General features: G+C 38.1%; 11 protein-coding genes. 5 read left to right on the top strand and 6 right to left on the bottom strand.

Going from position 1 to position 17,484, the window contains the following annotated elements; translation table 11 throughout:
• Window positions 1-286 precede the first annotated feature (286 nt).
• A complete protein-coding gene (locus tag DRW42_RS24910) occupies window positions 287-1,804 on the top strand; it encodes a malate:quinone oxidoreductase (RefSeq protein ID WP_113951589.1) in 1,518 nt (505 codons plus the stop codon).
• Window positions 1,805-2,393: 589 nt separating this feature from the next.
• On the opposite strand, the gene ytxJ is transcribed toward DRW42_RS24910, so the two are convergent.
• From ytxJ to ribH, 3 genes are all read right to left on the bottom strand, one after another.
• Window positions 2,394-2,726 carry a bacillithiol system redox-active protein YtxJ gene (ytxJ, locus tag DRW42_RS24900; RefSeq protein ID WP_113951587.1) on the bottom strand — a complete coding sequence of 111 codons (333 nt, stop codon included), beginning with the start codon at window positions 2,724-2,726 and terminating at the stop codon, window positions 2,394-2,396.
• A gap of 88 nt (window positions 2,727-2,814) precedes the next feature.
• A complete protein-coding gene (locus DRW42_RS29410) occupies window positions 2,815-2,937 on the bottom strand; it encodes a hypothetical protein (RefSeq protein WP_255352041.1) in 123 nt (40 codons plus the stop codon).
• A gap of 58 nt (window positions 2,938-2,995) precedes the next feature.
• Window positions 2,996-3,487: a 6,7-dimethyl-8-ribityllumazine synthase gene (ribH, locus tag DRW42_RS24895; protein ID WP_113951586.1), complete on the bottom strand. Its 492-nt coding sequence runs from the start codon at window positions 3,485-3,487 to the stop codon at window positions 2,996-2,998.
• 162 nt (window positions 3,488-3,649) lie between these two features.
• Between ribH and DRW42_RS24890 the strand changes: the two genes are divergently transcribed.
• On the top strand, window positions 3,650-10,006 hold the full coding sequence (locus tag DRW42_RS24890) for an alpha-2-macroglobulin family protein (RefSeq protein ID WP_113951585.1): 6,357 nt from the start codon (window positions 3,650-3,652) through the stop codon (window positions 10,004-10,006).
• A 115-nt stretch (window positions 10,007-10,121) separates the two neighbouring features.
• Here the strand turns inward: DRW42_RS24890 and DRW42_RS24885 are convergent, their stop codons facing one another.
• From DRW42_RS24885 to DRW42_RS24875, 3 genes are all read right to left on the bottom strand, one after another.
• A complete protein-coding gene (locus DRW42_RS24885) occupies window positions 10,122-10,796 on the bottom strand; it encodes a LytR/AlgR family response regulator transcription factor (RefSeq protein WP_113951584.1) in 675 nt (224 codons plus the stop codon).
• 43 nt (window positions 10,797-10,839) lie between these two features.
• On the bottom strand, window positions 10,840-11,157 hold the full coding sequence (locus DRW42_RS24880; protein WP_113951630.1) for a GIY-YIG nuclease family protein: 318 nt from the start codon (window positions 11,155-11,157) through the stop codon (window positions 10,840-10,842).
• Window positions 11,158-11,505: 348 nt separating this feature from the next.
• Window positions 11,506-13,038 carry a sensor histidine kinase gene (locus DRW42_RS24875; protein ID WP_208643635.1) on the bottom strand — a complete coding sequence of 511 codons (1,533 nt, stop codon included), beginning with the start codon at window positions 13,036-13,038 and terminating at the stop codon, window positions 11,506-11,508.
• Between the two features lie 931 nt (window positions 13,039-13,969).
• Between DRW42_RS24875 and DRW42_RS24870 the strand changes: the two genes are divergently transcribed.
• The 3 genes from DRW42_RS24870 to DRW42_RS24860 all read left to right on the top strand — a co-directional run bounded on the left by DRW42_RS24870 (window position 13,970) and on the right by DRW42_RS24860 (window position 17,227).
• Window positions 13,970-14,317: a Spx/MgsR family RNA polymerase-binding regulatory protein gene (locus DRW42_RS24870; protein ID WP_113951583.1), complete on the top strand. Its 348-nt coding sequence runs from the start codon at window positions 13,970-13,972 to the stop codon at window positions 14,315-14,317.
• A gap of 68 nt (window positions 14,318-14,385) precedes the next feature.
• Entirely contained in the window at window positions 14,386-15,126 is a 741-nt protein-coding gene (locus DRW42_RS24865; protein ID WP_113951582.1) for a carboxypeptidase-like regulatory domain-containing protein, read from the top strand.
• Between the two features lie 115 nt (window positions 15,127-15,241).
• Window positions 15,242-17,227 (top strand): M1 family metallopeptidase, encoded by a 1,986-nt coding sequence (locus DRW42_RS24860; protein WP_113951581.1) that lies wholly within the window; start codon window positions 15,242-15,244, stop codon window positions 17,225-17,227.
• Window positions 17,228-17,484: the final 257 nt, after the last annotated feature.

Raw genomic sequence — 17,484 nt, 5'->3', positions numbered from 1 at the left:
CTTTTTGTTAAGGAACTATTAAAAATACGTTCTTTTTAATGCATTATTGTAAAATTTATAACCTAATCGGGAAGGATTTTAGAAGATTGATAATGCGTCTTTAATGTTGTTTTAATGTCTTTTTTAAATTTTAAGATTGAGCTTTTAAACTTTGGACTAAACTTTGATAAATGCCTATCAGAAAAGGGGATATTTCTAATTTTTAGGCAATTTTTTTAAGAATTAGTGTCTTAAAATTCGTGGGATGTTTAAAATCATTCTAAATTTGTAAATCCTTTAAAGTAAGATGACAAAAAAGAAAAAGACAGTTGGTAAAACTGACGCTGATGTAATTTTAATAGGGGCAGGCATCATGAGTGCAACCCTTGGTGTTTTATTAAAACAATTAGAGCCCAATTTAAGTATAGAAATTTACGAACGTTTGGATATTGCGGCAGCAGAAAGTTCTGATGCCTGGAATAATGCCGGAACGGGACACTCTGCTTTCTGCGAGTTAAACTATACCCCCGAGAAGAAGGACGGTACAGTTGAAATTAAAAAAGCGGTACAGATTGCGGAACATTTTGAGGTATCTAAACAGTTTTGGTCTTACCTGGTAAATAAAGGACTCGTTTCTGACCCTTGCAATTTTATCCGCAACATTCCTCACATGAGTTTTGTATGGGGCAAAAAGAATGTAGATTATCTTAAAAAACGCTACGATGCATTAACGCAATGCGATCTGTTTAGCGATATGCAGTACACTGAAGATGCGGAGCTGGTAAAAAACTGGGCCCCGCTGATTATGGATGGCCGCAAGAAAAATGAAAAGGTTGCTGCAACTAAAATGGACCTGGGAACCGATGTTAACTTCGGTACCTTAACCCGCGATATGTTTAACAACTTAAAGGAACAGAGCAATGTAAGCATGTACTTTAACCACGAAATCCGCGATCTGAAAAAGAATAAGGATGGCAACTGGATTGTAAAGGTTAAAGATTTGAAGAGTGGCGATAAACGCAAACGTGTAGCTAAATTTGTATTTATCGGTGCAGGCGGTGGTTCGTTACCATTGTTGGAAAAATCGGATATCCCGGAAGGAAAAGGTTTTGGCGGTTTTCCGGTAAGCGGACAATGGTTAAAATGTACCAACGAAGAAATCATTAAAAAACACCACGCTAAGGTATATGGAAAAGCAGCAGTTGGTGCACCACCAATGTCGGTACCGCATTTAGATACCAGGATGATTAATGGTAAACAGGCTTTATTATTTGGTCCTTATGCTGGTTTTTCTACTAAATTCCTTAAAAACGGCTCGTTTTTGGACTTACCAAAATCAATTAAATTCAATAATATCCGTCCGATGATTTCTGCCGGACTGCACAACCTCGATTTAACAAAATATTTAATCGAACAGGTAAGGCAGTCACCAGAGGATAGGTTAGAGGCATTAAAAGAATATCTGCCAACGGCCGAACTTAAGGATTGGGAACTGGAATATGCCGGACAACGTGTTCAGGTAATTAAAAAAGATGAAAAACAGGGTGGTATTTTAGAGTTTGGTACCGAAGTGGTTAGTGCAGCCGATGGTTCTATCGCAGCTTTACTGGGTGCTTCACCAGGTGCTTCAACGGCTGTATCGATTATGCTTGATCTGTTGAACCGTTGTTTTGCTGAAGATTTGGCAACTGATGAATGGCAGGCTAAAATTAAAGAGATGATCCCTACTTATGGAAAATCGCTTGCCCAGGATGCTGAACTTTGTAAAGCTACCCGAAATACTACTTCGAAGGTATTGAAAATAGAAAATGCTGTAGTGGCTTAGGCCATAACAATCATAAATTTTTAAAAGGTCCTGGTGCAAATCGGGACCTTTTTTGTTGATCCGATCCTCGATTTGTCTACCCATGATGCGTCCCGGCGGGACGCTGCATTAGGGTGATATTTATTATTAATGCCCCTGCCTCCCTCGATTCGTGGCCCACGGCTCAAAATTTCCTGACGAAATATTCCTATGGAAACGAACACCAATAATAAATTCTATCCATGATGCGCCCCGCCGAGACGCTTGTTAAGGCAAGTTTTACTTTATAGCTAGTTTACGTCTAATCAGGGCGATTAATATTGGTGCAATTTTACGTTCCGGAGGAACGATTCATAGGTAATATTCAAAAGGAATGCTCTCTTCGTTCCGTAGGAACGTTTGGTGGTTTTCTGTTCACTGGCCTTAAGGGTATAAACCTGATGGGAACGGCAGCTTCCGATTTTTTCAATCGGAACTACAGTGTACAGCAGGACTATCATAACCGATGCAACACAGGACATTGCTTTTCTAATAAAAAATCAATGTATTTTTATTAAAAAAGGGGTATTCAATTGCTCGAATACCCCTTATATCATTTTTTTATAATTAATTAAGCTGCGATTACTTCTGCAACCTCTTCTGCAGAAATATCGCTGTGCGAAGCCTCTAGTACGCAATCGCCGTCTTTGATCAACAAAATTTGTGGCGATTGATGTGCTACCTGGAATACTTCGGCAATTTTGTTCGAAATGTCGCGGTAGCTGATCAGGTCTAAAAAGTACAGTTTTGTATCTGCCGGAATCACATCCCAATCAAATTCGAAATTTCTTTTAGCCATTAAGCTGATGGAGCAACGTGTACTGTGCTTAAAAATAAGACTAAAACCACTTGCGTTTTTTATCTCGTCAAGCTGTTCTACTGAAGTTAAGTTAACCCAAGTCATGATATATATTATTGTTTACAGGAATAACATCTGCAGTTGAATAAAGTTCTGCAAATGACCTGAATATGAAGATAGCAGATATGGAAGCTTAATTTCTTCTGCGTTTTCCTTCCGGATAAGATCCGTAGGCAGGACAAAGTTTAGAAGAACAAGATTCTAAAATGGTAATGGTGCTGAACACCGCCAATAGTAAGATGGCTACTTTTTTCATCCGTAATTTTTGATAATTTTTAAACTTCTAAGTTACAAATAATTATTAAAATACAAGTTTAAATCTGTGCAGAAAAATCGGCCATTTTAATTGCAGTAATAGCAGCTTCGTCGCCTTTATTGCCATGCTTGCCACCTGCACGGTCTTGTGCCTGTTCTAAATTATTGGTAGTTAACACTCCAAAAATAACCGGTTTGCTGTATTTAATGCCAACATTGGTTACACCCTGGGCTACTGCATCGCAGATAAAATCGAAATGTTTGGTATCGCCCTGTATTACGCAACCCAAGCAGATTACGGCATCAATATCACTTCTTTTGCTCAACAGGATTTCTGCACCACCTGTTAATTCGAAACTTCCGGGTACCGGTAAAGAAATGATATTTTCTTCGGCAACACCATTTGCTAACAGGGTTTTTAGTGCGCCATTGTATAAAGCGCCGGTAATTTCGGCGTTCCACTCGGCAACAATGATCCCGAATTTATAGTTTGTACCACTTGGAACGGTAGTGTGTGAGAAATCAGATAGATTTTTTAATTGTGTTGACATGGGGCAAAGATAATGTTATGCCCTGAATGTTAAAAACCTTAATGTTTGTAACTTGTAACATTTAGTGTATTAATACTTAGATTAGTATAAGAATCAGATAAATCTTAAGCACTTATGGAATTTTTACATTCCAGCCATCTTTATTAAAACGCAATACCTCTTATGAACCTATTATTTCGCCTTTCTGCTTCATTCATTTTCATCTTTCTGCTATCGTTAAATGTTTCTGCACAACGGAAATACAGCCTCGGCGATTTTTACAGGGTCGATTCTATCGCCAATCAGGCCAAACCTAAAGATGCACTGGCCCTGATTGAAAAAATAAATGAACAGGCGCATCAAACCCATAATACACCTTTACTGATCAAATCGGTTATCTACAGGATGATGTTTCAAAGCTACCTGGAAGAAAATGCCTTTGATAAAATTTTGAACGATCTGCGGAGCGATATCAGCAAAGCCAACCATCCCGAAAAAAGTATTTTACAGTCGCTTTTGGCCGAAACCTATTGGAATTACCTGCAGCAAAACCACTGGCAAATAACCCAGCGCACGCAGGTACAGGGCGATATTGGTAATGATATTAAAACCTGGAGTATTAGAAAACTGAATGAAGAAGCGGTAAAAAATTATCTTTTATCTTTAAAAGAGATAAAGGTTTTACAGCAGATCAGGGTGGATACACTTGATGCCGTTTTAGCCGGGGATAAAAAATACAGAAGTTTCAGGCCTACGCTATACGATCTGTTGGCCCATCGGGCAATCGATGTTTTAAGCAATACGCAAATTAACCTCACACAGTATGATGATGAACTGATTGATATGGGCAATGTTAAATGGTTTGGAAAAAGGACAGAGTTTTTAAGTATTGCGGTACCAGCAGATAGCACATCATTTAAACCGCAGGTGTTACAACTGTTTAAAAACCTGATCAGCTTTCATCAGCAAAACAATAATTTTTCGGCCCTTGCCGATGTTGATTTAAAGCGGTTAAAATTTGTACATCAGCATTTTTCGGGCGAAAGTGAAGAGCTGTACAATAATGCCTTAACCCAGCTGGCCGAACAAAGTACACAGAGCGAAGTTTATTCAGATATTTTGTACGAACAGGCGTTAATGCATAAAAATGCCCGATTAACGGTTGATACCAACAAAGAAAATCTGATTACAGCTGTTGCCCTGGCCGAAAAGGCCATTCATGCTTTTCCCAAAAGCATTGGAGCAGAGAATGCCACAAATTTAATTGAACAGATTAAAAGCAGCGAATTATCAGTTAAAGTTAAAAGTTATATACAGCCCGATAAACCTGGCCAGTTATACCTGTCGTATAAAAATACCGATACGGTTTTACTGAGGTTGTTTAATTCGCCCGAGGTTAAAAATGACTACGAGCAGTTCAGGAATAAAGCAGATTTTTTAGCTTTTTTATCAAAAAGTAAAATCATTAAACAGTGGACTGTAAAAGTTCCGAAAACAAATGATTATCAAAACCATACTTTGGTGGATAAAATTGATGGTCTGCCTTTTGGGAGCTATACTTTAATCGCTCAAACCATTAACCGCCAATATAACGATACCGTATATAGCAATATCAATTTTAAGGTTACTGCAATGGCGGTAATTAACAGACTCAACAACGATAACCGCGAATATTTTGTGAGTGATTTAGGGAGTGGAGCGCCGCTAAAAAATGTGAAAATCAGGCAAAAGAGATACGATTATAATACGCGTAAATATATTGATGGAGAATTATTAACCACCAATGATAATGGTTATGCCACTACTGCCGAAACACAGAGCGGTATGACCAGTGCGCTGCTAAGCAACGGAAAGGATGTATTACTGGTAAATATCAGCAGGTACAATGGTAACGGGGATAACGACTTGGATGAAGACCGGGTGATCCTATTTACCGACAGGCCGATTTACCGCCCAGGGCAAACTGTTTATTACAAGGGATTATGTTTAGATCTAATCAATGGGAAAAATAAAATCAGTGTAAATAAATCGCTAGAGGTTTCTTTTAGTGATGCCAATGGGAAAGAAATTGCCAAAACCAAAATGGTTAGTAACGAATATGGCACATTCCAGGGCTCGTTTAGCATTCCGATGGGGCTATTAAACGGCGAAATGGAAATAGAAACCGATTACGGCAGGATTGCTATACAAGTAGAAGAATATAAAAGGCCAACTTTTGAAGTGGTTTTTGATAAGCCTGATAAGCATTATAAACTGAACGATAGCATTAAGGTGGAGGGGAAGGCGAATTCTTTTTCGGGTTATTCAGTAAGTAATGCCAGGGTGAGTTATAAGGTTTTCAGAAGGGTAATGGACGATTACCGCTTAAGTTATGCACAACGTTCGGCCATTTATGGCTCGCGGATATTTAGCGAAAGAAAACAGATTGCTATCGGTAAAACCAATACCAAAGCCGGCGGAAAATTTGACATTACATTTTTTGCAAAGGCTACAGATAACAGGCAAAATTATAGTTACGAAATTGTAGCCGATATAACAGATTTAAATGGCGAAACACGAACCAAAAGCACTACTTTAAATGTTGGTAAAAACGACATAGTGCTTAATATCAATACCGAACAGGTGGTTTATGTTGGTAGCAAAACCGATAGCATCTCTTTTTCGGTAAGCAATTTAAACAACAATCCCATCAAATCTACCGTCAAAGCAGAATGGAGGTTGTTAGAGGTGCCATCGAGGCTAGTGAACAAAAGTCCGTTTTATGCCGAAAACTATGCGATGAGCAGGGCAGATTTTGTTAAAAACTTTCCTAATGATGATTATAATAACGAGCTCGAAGTGGCTAAATGGCCTGTTAAATCTTTAGAATATGAGCAGAAAATCATTGCTAAAAACGGACTCGGCAACCTAAGTTTTAGCCAAAAAGATTTGAAGTCCGGTTATTATAAAATCAGTTTACTGGCTGTAAATGAGCAGAACGACACCGCCAAAGTTGATAAATACCTGGTGGTTTACCATGATGAGCCAGCTGTAATCCAATCCAATATGGAGTGGATAACACCCGAAGTAAGCGTAATCAAACCAACCCAAAGTGCGGTTTTCCGTTTGGCTGGTTTAGCAGAAAATACAAAGGCTTATTATGAAGTTTATTATCGCGACAGTATAGACGAAAAAGTTTGGATTAACCTGTCGCCTAAGCAAAGTATAGTTAAAATTAAACCAAAGGCCGGTTATGAAGATGGTTTTGCCGTGCAGTTCACCATGGTATACCAGGGCACAGTTTATAATTCGCTCCAGCAGGTTAAAATTATGGATCCACAGAAAGAACTGAACATCCGTTTCTTAACCTTTAGGGATAAATTACAGCCTGGAGAAAAGGAAAGCTGGAAATTGCAGATCAGTAACAATAATGGCGAAAAACAGATAGCAGAAATGGTGGCAACGCTTTACGATGCGAGTTTAGACGACTTGAAAAAAGTGGATTGGAATACCAGTTTCCAAAACAGTTTCAACTATTATTTTTATAACTGGAATTTCAATATAAACGATGTTGCCAATCCGTATTACCTGTGGTTTTTAAGTGCTCAACGTAATTATAGTGTACTTACCCGCAGTTACGAAAACCTGAATTTGTTTGGATACAATTATTATGGTGGTTATAATTATGGTTATCGGAATTATATCAATACGATCCAAAAAAACTCGAAAAAAGGTTTATTGGCCGAAGCTCTTACAAAACTGTCTGAACTGGAAAAAGGCAACGTGGTTTATGGCGTGGTAAAAGATAACCAGGGCGAAATACTACCAGGTGTACAGATAAGGTGCGGTAAATTGATCACTACAACTAATGTTTTTGGTATTTATACCATAGATGCAAAAATTGGCGAAACCTTAACTGTTGGCTTTATCGGTTATAAAAGCCAGTTAATAAAGGTAGGGGCAAAAAAACGGATCGATATTACTTTAAAAGAAGATGGACAGGCTTTAAATGAGGTAGTAGTTACTGGTTATGGCACGCAAAAAAAGCAAAGTATGACCGGGGCAGCAATGCAAATACGGGGAGCTGCCACTTTGCAGGCTAGGGCGGCCGGACTTAACATAGAAGCGCCAACGGTTGAAAAGTTAAAGGGAGATACTAAAGCAACATTTTATGATGAACTCAAGGATCCAAACTTGCGCCAGGAAGTAGAAGCAACAAAAAAGCCAAACATTACCCCCCGTACCAACTTTAACGAACTGGCATTCTTTTATCCACAGTTGTTAACCGATGCCAAAGGCGAAATCAAGATCGAGTTTACCATACCACAAAGTTTAACCCGTTACAAAATGATGGGTTTTGCGCACACCAAAGATTTAAAAACGGCCTTTATTACCAACGAGCTGGTTACGCAAAAACAACTGGCCATAGCCATAAATGCCCCACGGTTTTTCCGCGAAGGCGATACCATTTTATTAAGCGCCAAACTTAATAACCTGGCAGGTAAAAAACTCATTGGAAATGCCAGTTTGGAGCTTACCGATGCACTCACAGCAAAACCTGTACAGCTTTTTGCAAAAGGTGAAAAAACAGAAAAAAGTTTCGAGGTAGACAACGAAGGCAATACTGTTTTAAAATGGACATTGATTATTCCGCCGGGAATTAATGCAATAACTTATAAAGTTTTGGCCCAGAGTGGCAAATTTAGTGATGGTGAAGAAAATACCATTCCGGTTTTGGCAAATGCCATGCTGGTAACCGAAAGTATGCGGATAAATGTACGTGGTAACAGCACTAAAACATTCGATTTGGAAAAACTCGAAAAATCGGCTGGCTCCAAAACCTTACGCAACCAAAGTTTAACTTTCGAGTTTACCTCAAACCCGATTTGGTATGCCGTGCAGGCCTTACCATACCTGATGGAATATCCTTATGAGTGCGCCGAACAAACATTCAGCCGTTTTTATGCCAATAGTTTTGCAATAGGGATTATTAATTCATCACCTAAAATTAAAACCGTTTTTGAACAATGGAAAAATACCGATAATGGCAACGCATTATTGTCAAACCTCGAGAAAAACCAGGAGCTAAAATCAATTCTACTGGAAGAAACTCCCTGGGTGCGTAATGCTGATAATGAAACTGAACGTAAAAAACGTTTGGCTGTGCTTTTCGATTTAAACAGGATGACTTACGAGCTGAAAAACAATTTTGAAAAACTCGAGAAAATGCAGTTTAATAATGGTGCTTTTCCGTGGTTCAGTGGTATGCACGAAGACCGTTACATCACCCAGCACATTGTTTTGGGTATGGGGCAGTTAAAAAAACTAAAACTGATTGATGAAAAAGCCTATCCAAATTTTAATACCATGCTTAATAAGGCCATTGATTATTTAGATGCTGCTTTGGTTAAAGATTACAAAGATGAAGTAAAAGGTAAACGTTTTGCTTATTTGCCTTTACATTACCTTTTTGCGAGAAGTTATACCGATCAAAAAAATAGCAACCCTGATTTTGTAAAGGCCAGAAAATTTTACCTTAAAAAGTTAATGTCGAATTGGAAAACCTTCGATACCTATCAGTTGGCGCAAACTGCCTTAGTACTCAACAGGAACGGAAATAGCGAGGAAGCGAAAAAGATCATCACCCTGTTAAACCAAACGGCACAACAGAATGACGAACTGGGTATGTACTGGGCCACGAACAAAGCAGGCTGGTGGTGGTACCAAAGTCCGGTAGAAACACAATCTTTATTGATCGAAGCTTATGATGAAGTAGCAAAGGATAATAAAGCAGTAGAAGAAATGAAAATCTGGCTGCTTAAAAACAAACAAACCAACGACTGGAAAACGACTAAAGCTACCACAGCTGCCTGTTACGCTTTATTAATGAGAGGCACGGATCTGCTGAGCGAAAGTAAAGCACCTGAAATTACCATTGGCGGGCAGAAGCTGGAAGACTTACAACAGCCCGATGCAACAAAAGAAGCCGGAACCGGCTATCAAAAAACAACCATTCCGGGTACGGCTGTAAAACCTGAAATGGGAAAGGTAGTGGTTAAAAACAATAACCAAACCATTGCATGGGGGGCGTTATATTGGCAATATTTTGAGCAGTTGGATAAAATAACACCCGCAAATACCGGCATCAGGATCAAAAAGCAGCTATTTCTGCAAAAAGCAGGCAACAGTGGCGATATACTAACACCACTCACCGCGAGCAATGTTTTAGCACCCGGCGATTTATTGAAAGTGCGCATCGAAATTTACTGCGACAGGGATATGGAGTACCTGCATTTAAAAGATATGCGTTCGTCCGGTTTCGAACCTGTAAACATAATTTCGCACTATAAATACCAGGATGGTTTGGGCTATTACGAAAGTACTAAAGATGCATCAACCAATTTCTTTATCAGTTATATGCCAAAAGGAACCTATGTATTCGAGTATCCGCTGCGGGTTACCCATGCCGGAAACTTTTCGAACGGGATTACCAGTTTACAAAGTATGTATGCGCCAGAATTTACCACACACAGCGAGGGGATCAGGGTTACTGTAAAATAAATGGGTTGTATTTCAAAGAAGTCAAGTTTTAAAAACTTGACTTCTTTTTTTACGCAATCGTTTGGAAACAATCGAAAACGTTTTCTATTCTCAAACCGGTGAGTTTTAAATTGCATTAAGTAAGTTGTATTCCGCCATAAGTGGCCCCAATAGGAATAATCTTTTCACCTATCCAGATTTGGCTGCGGTCGAATTTAGATACTTTGTTTTTGGCTACAATAAAAGCCCTGTGGCAACGGATAAAATCTCCTTTTGGCAACAGTTCGGAGACGTCGTTTATGGTAATGCGTGAACTTAAAAGTTTATCTTTTAATTGGATCTGTGTATAATTTCCAGAGGCTTCCACATAAAGGATATCATCTAATTCAACCTTAATTTGTTCATAACCATCTTTTACAAAAATGTATGCTGTTTTGGCCTCCTGTTTCTGGTTGCGCAGGTTAAACAGTTCGTGGGCTTTATTACAGGCCTTTAAAAAACGCGAAAGCGAAAAAGGTTTTAACAAATAATCAACAGCATCAAGTTCAAAACTTTGTACGGCGTGTTCAGTATAAGCAGTGGTGAAAATAACCATCGGTGGCTTGCTTAAACTCTTTAAAAAATCGATACCGCTAATATCTGGCATTTTGATATCCAGAAAAATGAGGTCAACTTTGTTTTGCTGCAAATAGGTAATGGCAGCAAAGGCATCAGTAAAAGTTTGTTGCAACTCTACAAACGGAACTTTTGAGGCATGCGATTTTATAATATCGAGCGCAATCGGTTCATCATCTATAGCAATGGCAATCATTTTTGGTTCTATTTGTATTTGTTGGGCTTAACGTATCGGAAGCCTATAGTTTATCGAAATTAGTATGACTGGTAATGTTTTTACAAACAGATAGTTCTTTAAGCTTATCCCAGTTTTCGCTTATAATTGCTTCCTTCTTTTTCCTGGTCCAGCCTTTAACTTGTTTTTCAAATTCAATGGCATCATTAATGTCCTCAAAATGTTCGCAAAATACTAAGATTACTGGTCTTTTTCTAGCAGTATAACAGCTGGGGCTTATTGCATTTTCGTGTTCATAAAGCCTCCTGTCTATATCATTGGTAACTCCGGTATAATAAGAGTTATCAGCACACTTTAAAATATAGACGGTATAGGTTTTCATTTTTCTTGCATCAATCATCCCCGAAGACTATGGATGAATATACCAAATTAGTATAAAAACTTAAAATTTTGCTATTAAGCCTTAATTAGTATCTGTTTAACAACGTTATTTTGTACTAATATTCATCTATTGTTTTGTTGTCATCCTGAGCGGAGTCGAAGGATCTCTCGATGGTTGTTTTGAGAATTACGCTTCGACTCCGCTCAGCGTGACAATTCGCTTGGTTTTTTATCTCGCAATTTCTTCTATCTATAATGTCATCCTTAGCGGAGTCGAAGGATCTCTAAATGGTTGTTTTGAGAATTACGCTTCGACTCCGCTCAGCGTGACAATTCGATAAAAGTAGTATTAATCCAACTGCAATGTCAAATGAACAAAAAACTCTTTTGCACTCTCGCGGATAATCAGTTCATGTTTTCCATAATAAAGCAATGATAGCCGCTGTTTTACATTTTCAAGCCCGATACCGCTTTTCAATTTCTCCGGATCGTTATCTGCCTTAATGTAAATGCTGTTGCTCACATCAAAGTACAAAGTCTTTTCTTTTGTTTGTAAGGTAATTTTAATATACGATGGCTGCTGCAAACTGATGCCATGTTTAAATGCATTTTCGATAAACGGGATCAATAACATGGGGGTAATCTGCAAATTGTTCAGCTGCTCTTCAATATGCGCTTCGATCCTGATGTCTGCAGACCGTGAAGTGCGCAGTTTTTGCAAATCAATATAATTGTTCAGGTATTCTACCTCCCGGGTTAAAGAAATTTTATCCTGTGTATTTTCATGAAGCATAAAGCGCATCATATCGCCCAGTTTTTGTATCCCTTCACCTGTTCGCTCTGCATTTTCCTGCAGGGCAGTTCCAAAAAGGGTGTTTAACGCGTTGAATAAAAAATGCGGATTGATCTGCGATTTTAAGAAATTGAGGTTTGCGTCCGATTTGCCCAATTCCGTTTTAAGCATCTGGATTTCACTAAGTTTTTCAAACTTATGTTTGTAGATATACCATGCTGATGGTGTGGTGATACAGATCAAACATATTGAATTTAAAATCAGTGTGATGGGCACAACTGCCCTGTTATGCATAAAAGGAATAAGTACAATTAAAAGTAGCAGCGAAACAATAATGGTTAATCCAATATTCCCCCAGAAATACCGGCCAAAACCTTTAAAATTCTTTCGCAGGTTGGGGATAATGTAATAAATGGCGCAAAAAGCAAAAATGATATTTACCGGTGGCACAATAATCCATCCCACCAGTATCTCATAATCAATTCTTATCGAAAGTACTGCAGCGAAGAGCATGAGAGTGATAAGCCAGATCCTGGTGCTCACAAAGATCTCTGAAAGGATGTTTTTATTGTAACCTTTTAAAAATTGTATACGCTCAAAAAGTTCCATGCCACGCTCATTAAAATAGGCATAAGCATTAAATAACAGATAAATAAAAAAGATGTAGGTAAAAGCCTCCCCAAAAAGTGTATCGTATGCACGGTCTATATCATCGTATTCAACCAGGCGGTAAGCTTCCGAATAAGTATTGGCTATCATCCATCCAATAATCGAAAATGCGGTAACAGCAATGGTCATGATCAGGTTCATGGTCACATTTTTATTCTTGGCCAGTTGTGGCATCGAAACAAAATTGAAAAGCAGGAAACTAAAGTAAATGATACTGATTTTGAATATCTCGGGGAGAAAGAAATTCTGCACAATACTATATTCAATCGAATGTTCCGAAAAACGATAAGAACCTCCACCACCATAACTGGTCTGCGTGCAGATGCTGATTAAAGCCAGGATAAATAAGGTGGTCGAAATCCAAAACTCAAGCTGGTTGATGTTTTTGGTGGTATATGGTTTACCCGAAATAATTTCCATTTTGATTTTTTTATAGTGCAATTTTACGAAGAGAATAGGCTTGAATATTTAAAATGTGATGGATGGGGCAAAAAATGTGACGAACGATTAGGATTTGTAAGATTTCTGGATTTTAAGATCATAGTGGCCATTCCATCTTCCATTTTTACCATATTTTATCCTGAAACTTTGACAATATTATAGGCATGGTGCAAAAAGATTGTCAAAGTAAGTTAAAGCAGTTACTATTGGTTATTAGAATTTGATTATTGGGTATTATTTACACCATCATCCATTTTACATCTTCATTTTCACCATGTTTTTCCCTAAAACTTTGACAATCTTATAGGCATTGTGCAAAAAGATTGTCAAAGTAAGTTAAAGCGCTTACTATTGGTTATTAGAATTTGATTATTGGGCACTATTCATACCATCATCCATTTTACATCTACCATTTCTACCATATTTTACCCTGAAACTTTGACAATCTTAAATGGCTTGATGCAAAGAGATTGTCAAAGTAAGTTAAAGCGCTTATTATTGGTTATTAGAATTTGATTATTGGACATTATTTATACCATCATCCGTTTTTACCATATTTTACCCTGAAACTTTGACAATCTTATAAGCATGGTGCAAAGAGATTGTCAAAGTAAGTTAAAGCGGTTAACATTGGTTATTATAATTTGATTATTGGACATTATTTACACCATCATCCGTTTTTACCATATTTTACCCTGAAACTTTGACAATCTTATAGGCATGGTGCAAAGAGATTGTCAAAGTAAGTTAAGCGGTTAACATTGATTATTGCGAATTGATCATTGGTCATTGGAATTTGATCATTAGTTATTATTCCCTCCATTTTATTATCTTTGAAACAGGTTTTTTCCATCACCCATTATACATTTTCCATTTTATCATTCACTCATTTAAAATTCATTCATTCAATATGACCGTTTACGGAATTCCAAATTGCAATACAGTTAAAAAATCGCTCGACTGGTTAAAAGACCATCAGGTTGATTTTGAATTTCACGATTTTAAGAAAAAAGGAATAACCGAAGAGAAGTTGAACGAGTGGTGTAATACCTTTGGTTGGGAAACCGTGCTAAACAGGAAAGGTTTAACATGGAAAAAATTAAGCAAAGATGAGCAAGCCAAAATCGATAATCAGGCATTGGCTGTAGCTTATTTAAAAGAAAATACGAGCGCCATCAAACGCCCGGTTATTGAGCAAAACAATAAAGCCATATTAATTGGATTTGACGATGACAATTATTTAAAAACACTAGCCTGATTCATTTGTTCTAATGTTAAAGTTTGTTAAAAGCAGATTTTAAACGTCGAACTAAATTACTTTTGAGTATGTACAAACTGATCATTTTTCTATTGCTTGCCATGCCTATCGGCGTTTTTGCTCAAACAGTAACCACAGGTACAGTTTTCGATTTCACGAAAAAAACGCTTTCCCTGCCCGGTGTTTCCGTAAGGAACCTCAACAGTAAAAAATCAGTAAGTACCAACAAAGAAGGGAAGTATACCATTGCTGCAAGTATTGGCGATCTCATCGAGTTTTCTGCAGTAGGTTATCATACAGATACTTTATATTTAACGAACCTGTTAAACAGAACCATATATCTTCCTGTTAAAACAAACAACTTAAATGATGTAGAGGTAAGCGCAGTGAGGATGAACAGCCAGATTACCGATGCCAAAGATCCATTGGCCGAAAAATACACCTTACTGAGTACAGGCGGTAATTTGAACCGTAAACGAATGACTGATAAAGTTGGAGGCTTAAATCTGAACCTTGGTTATGGTAAATATAAAAGACAGCAGCGTAAGGAAGCCGATTTAGAGGAAAAGGAAATGTACCAGCAGGAAATAGACGAAAACTTTACGGCAAAAGCCATTACCGATCTGACCAAACTTGAAGGAGAAGACCTTAAAAATTTTATGATCATTTACAGGCCCTCTATAGAGGCCGTAAAAGCCGAAAGACCATTCCGTTATTCCTTTTATATCTCACGTGCCTTTGTAGCGTGGAAAAAATTAACCCCACAGGAAAGAAAATTACAGGATTTGCCAAAATTAAAAGGGAATTAGTAATTAATAATCACTTTACAACCATATTATACCCGTTATTGGTAACATTATAACCACATATAAATCTATATGTGGTTATTTTTTATATTTACCGCAGTATTACAACCTTATTATCATGAAATTGACTAAACTGATTAATTTTTGTTTGGTTTGTTGTGTTTTTGCTTTTTCGGCATCGGCGCAACAGGCTACAACGCCTGCACCAGCTACCAATTATAACCCAGCTGAAGCATTTGGCCCCTTATTTTATACCCAAAATGGAAACGAATTCCGCTCTGCAATTGGCGCACCAGGACCAAAATACTGGCAAAACCGTGTAGATTATAACATTACCGCCAATCTCGACGATACCAAAAACATGGTTTCGGGAACGGTTACCATTACCTATAAAAATAATAGTCCTGATAAATTACCTTACCTATGGTTACAGCTGGATCAGAATACCTTTAAAGAAACTTCACGTGGTTATGCCATTACCCCTTCGCGCAGCCGTTATGGTGCACAGGGTGAAAAATTTGATGGTGGTTATAAAATCCAGAACATTAGTGTAGCGCAAAAAGCAGGTGCTGTAAAATTCACATCCATTGTTGAAGATACGCGTATGCAGATCCGTTTAGATCAGCCCCTGGCTGCCAACGGTGATATGGTAACCATTAAAATGGATTACTCTTACATCGTACCTAAAGAAGGATCGGACAGAACAGGCCATTTAACTACTAAAAATGGTGAAATTTTTGCCATTGCACAGTGGTTTCCACGTATGTGCGTATATGACGATGTAATCGGCTGGAATACTTTGCCTTACTGGGGCGGTGGTGAGTTTTATTGTGAATATGGCGATATCAATTTTGCCATTACTGCACCGGCAAGCCATATCGTAATGGGATCGGGCGAATTGTTAAATCCTGCTGAAGTATTTACACCGGAGCAATTAAAAAGATGGAACGAAGCTAAATTAAGCGATGCCACTGTGCACATCCGTAGCGAAGCAGAAGTAACCGATCCGAAATCACGTCCGGCGAAAGATAAATTAACCTGGAAATTTAAAATCACCAATGCACGCGATGCAGCCTGGGCTTCATCAAAAGCATTTGTATTAGATGCTGCAAGATATAAACTGCCTAGCGGTAAAACCGGTTTGGCCGTTTCTGCACAACCGGTAGAAAGTAACGGTGTTGATTCTTATGGACGTGGAGTAGAATATGTAAAATCTACCATCGAACATTATTCTTCAAAATGGTTCGAATATCCTTATCCAATGGCTGTTAATGTGGCTACTAACATTGGTGGCATGGAATATCCTGGAATTGTTTTCTGCGGCTGGACGGCTAAAAAAGCTGGCGCCTGGGGTGTAATCGATCATGAATTTGGTCACACGTGGTTCCCGATGATCGTGGGGTCTAATGAGCGTAAATACGGTTGGATGGACGAAGGTTTTAACACCTTCATAAACGGTATTTCTAAGAAAAACTTTAATAATGGTGAATACGCCAGTCCTCCGGCAGATTTACATAAAATCGGTAAAAGTGTTATTGGTAACCCGATTTACGAAAATATTATGCAAATGCCTGATGGTATGACCGAGAGAAACATCGGTGTAAACCTTTACAGTAAACCAGGATGGGGCCTTGATATCTTAAGAAATCAGATTTTGGGCGAAGATCGTTTCGATTATGCTTTCCGCCAGTACATTAAAAACTGGGCATTTAAACATCCAACACCATTTGATTTCTTCCGTTCGATGGAAAATGGTGCAGGCGAAGATTTAGCCTGGTTCTGGAGAAGCTGGTGGTTAAACAGCTGGAAAATGGATCAGGGCATTGCTTCAGTAGAGCAGGTTAAAAAAGACGATAAACTGGCAGGCTATACCATTAAAGTAGTTAACCTGGAAAGAATGCCGATGCCGATTATCCTTCAAATCAAAACCAAAAGCGGGAAAACTGATATCGTAAAAGTTCCAGTTGATGTTTGGATGAAAAACACCAGTTGGTTGGTACGCTATCCAACAACAGAAGAAATTGAATCGGTAACTTTAGATCCAAATAAAGTATTGCCTGATTCGAACCCTGATAACGATACATGGACAGCTACAGGTAACTAAGCTTAAGTTAAATAATTCGAGACCTCCTGATTTTAAAAGATCAGGAGGTTTTTTGTTGTTAACCAACAACGGTTTATTTTTTCTGGATCAAAGTTTATTGAACTGAGGTCGATTGATATTTAAGCTTTATAAACAGTTTTAGTCATCTTTTCGTAGCGCAATCGTCATGCTGAATTTATTTCAGCATCTTTCCTGCTAGAAAGACCCTGAAATAAATCCGATAACTCCTATGTTTACAATGTTTAATTTAGTAAACA

Source organism: Pedobacter miscanthi (assembly GCF_003315595.1).
GTDB lineage: Bacteria > Bacteroidota > Bacteroidia > Sphingobacteriales > Sphingobacteriaceae > Pedobacter > Pedobacter miscanthi.
This window is presented reverse-complemented; position numbering and strand designations above follow the sequence as displayed.

Coding starts and splice junctions, on each gene's coding strand:
- DRW42_RS24910 (WP_113951589.1), top strand. CDS start 287: ATGACAAAAAAGAAAAAGACAGTTGGTAAAACTGACGCTGATGTAATT.
- ytxJ (WP_113951587.1), bottom strand. CDS start 2,726: ATGACTTGGGTTAACTTAACTTCAGTAGAACAGCTTGACGAGATAAAA.
- DRW42_RS29410 (WP_255352041.1), bottom strand. CDS start 2,937: ATGAAAAAAGTAGCCATCTTACTATTGGCGGTGTTCAGCACCATTACC.
- ribH (WP_113951586.1), bottom strand. CDS start 3,487: ATGTCAACACAATTAAAAAATCTATCTGATTTCTCACACACTACCGTT.
- DRW42_RS24890 (WP_113951585.1), top strand. CDS start 3,650: ATGAACCTATTATTTCGCCTTTCTGCTTCATTCATTTTCATCTTTCTG.
- DRW42_RS24885 (WP_113951584.1), bottom strand. CDS start 10,796: ATGATTGCCATTGCTATAGATGATGAACCGATTGCGCTCGATATTATA.
- DRW42_RS24880 (WP_113951630.1), bottom strand. CDS start 11,157: ATGAAAACCTATACCGTCTATATTTTAAAGTGTGCTGATAACTCTTAT.
- DRW42_RS24875 (WP_208643635.1), bottom strand. CDS start 13,038: ATGGAAATTATTTCGGGTAAACCATATACCACCAAAAACATCAACCAG.
- DRW42_RS24870 (WP_113951583.1), top strand. CDS start 13,970: ATGACCGTTTACGGAATTCCAAATTGCAATACAGTTAAAAAATCGCTC.
- DRW42_RS24865 (WP_113951582.1), top strand. CDS start 14,386: ATGTACAAACTGATCATTTTTCTATTGCTTGCCATGCCTATCGGCGTT.
- DRW42_RS24860 (WP_113951581.1), top strand. CDS start 15,242: ATGAAATTGACTAAACTGATTAATTTTTGTTTGGTTTGTTGTGTTTTT.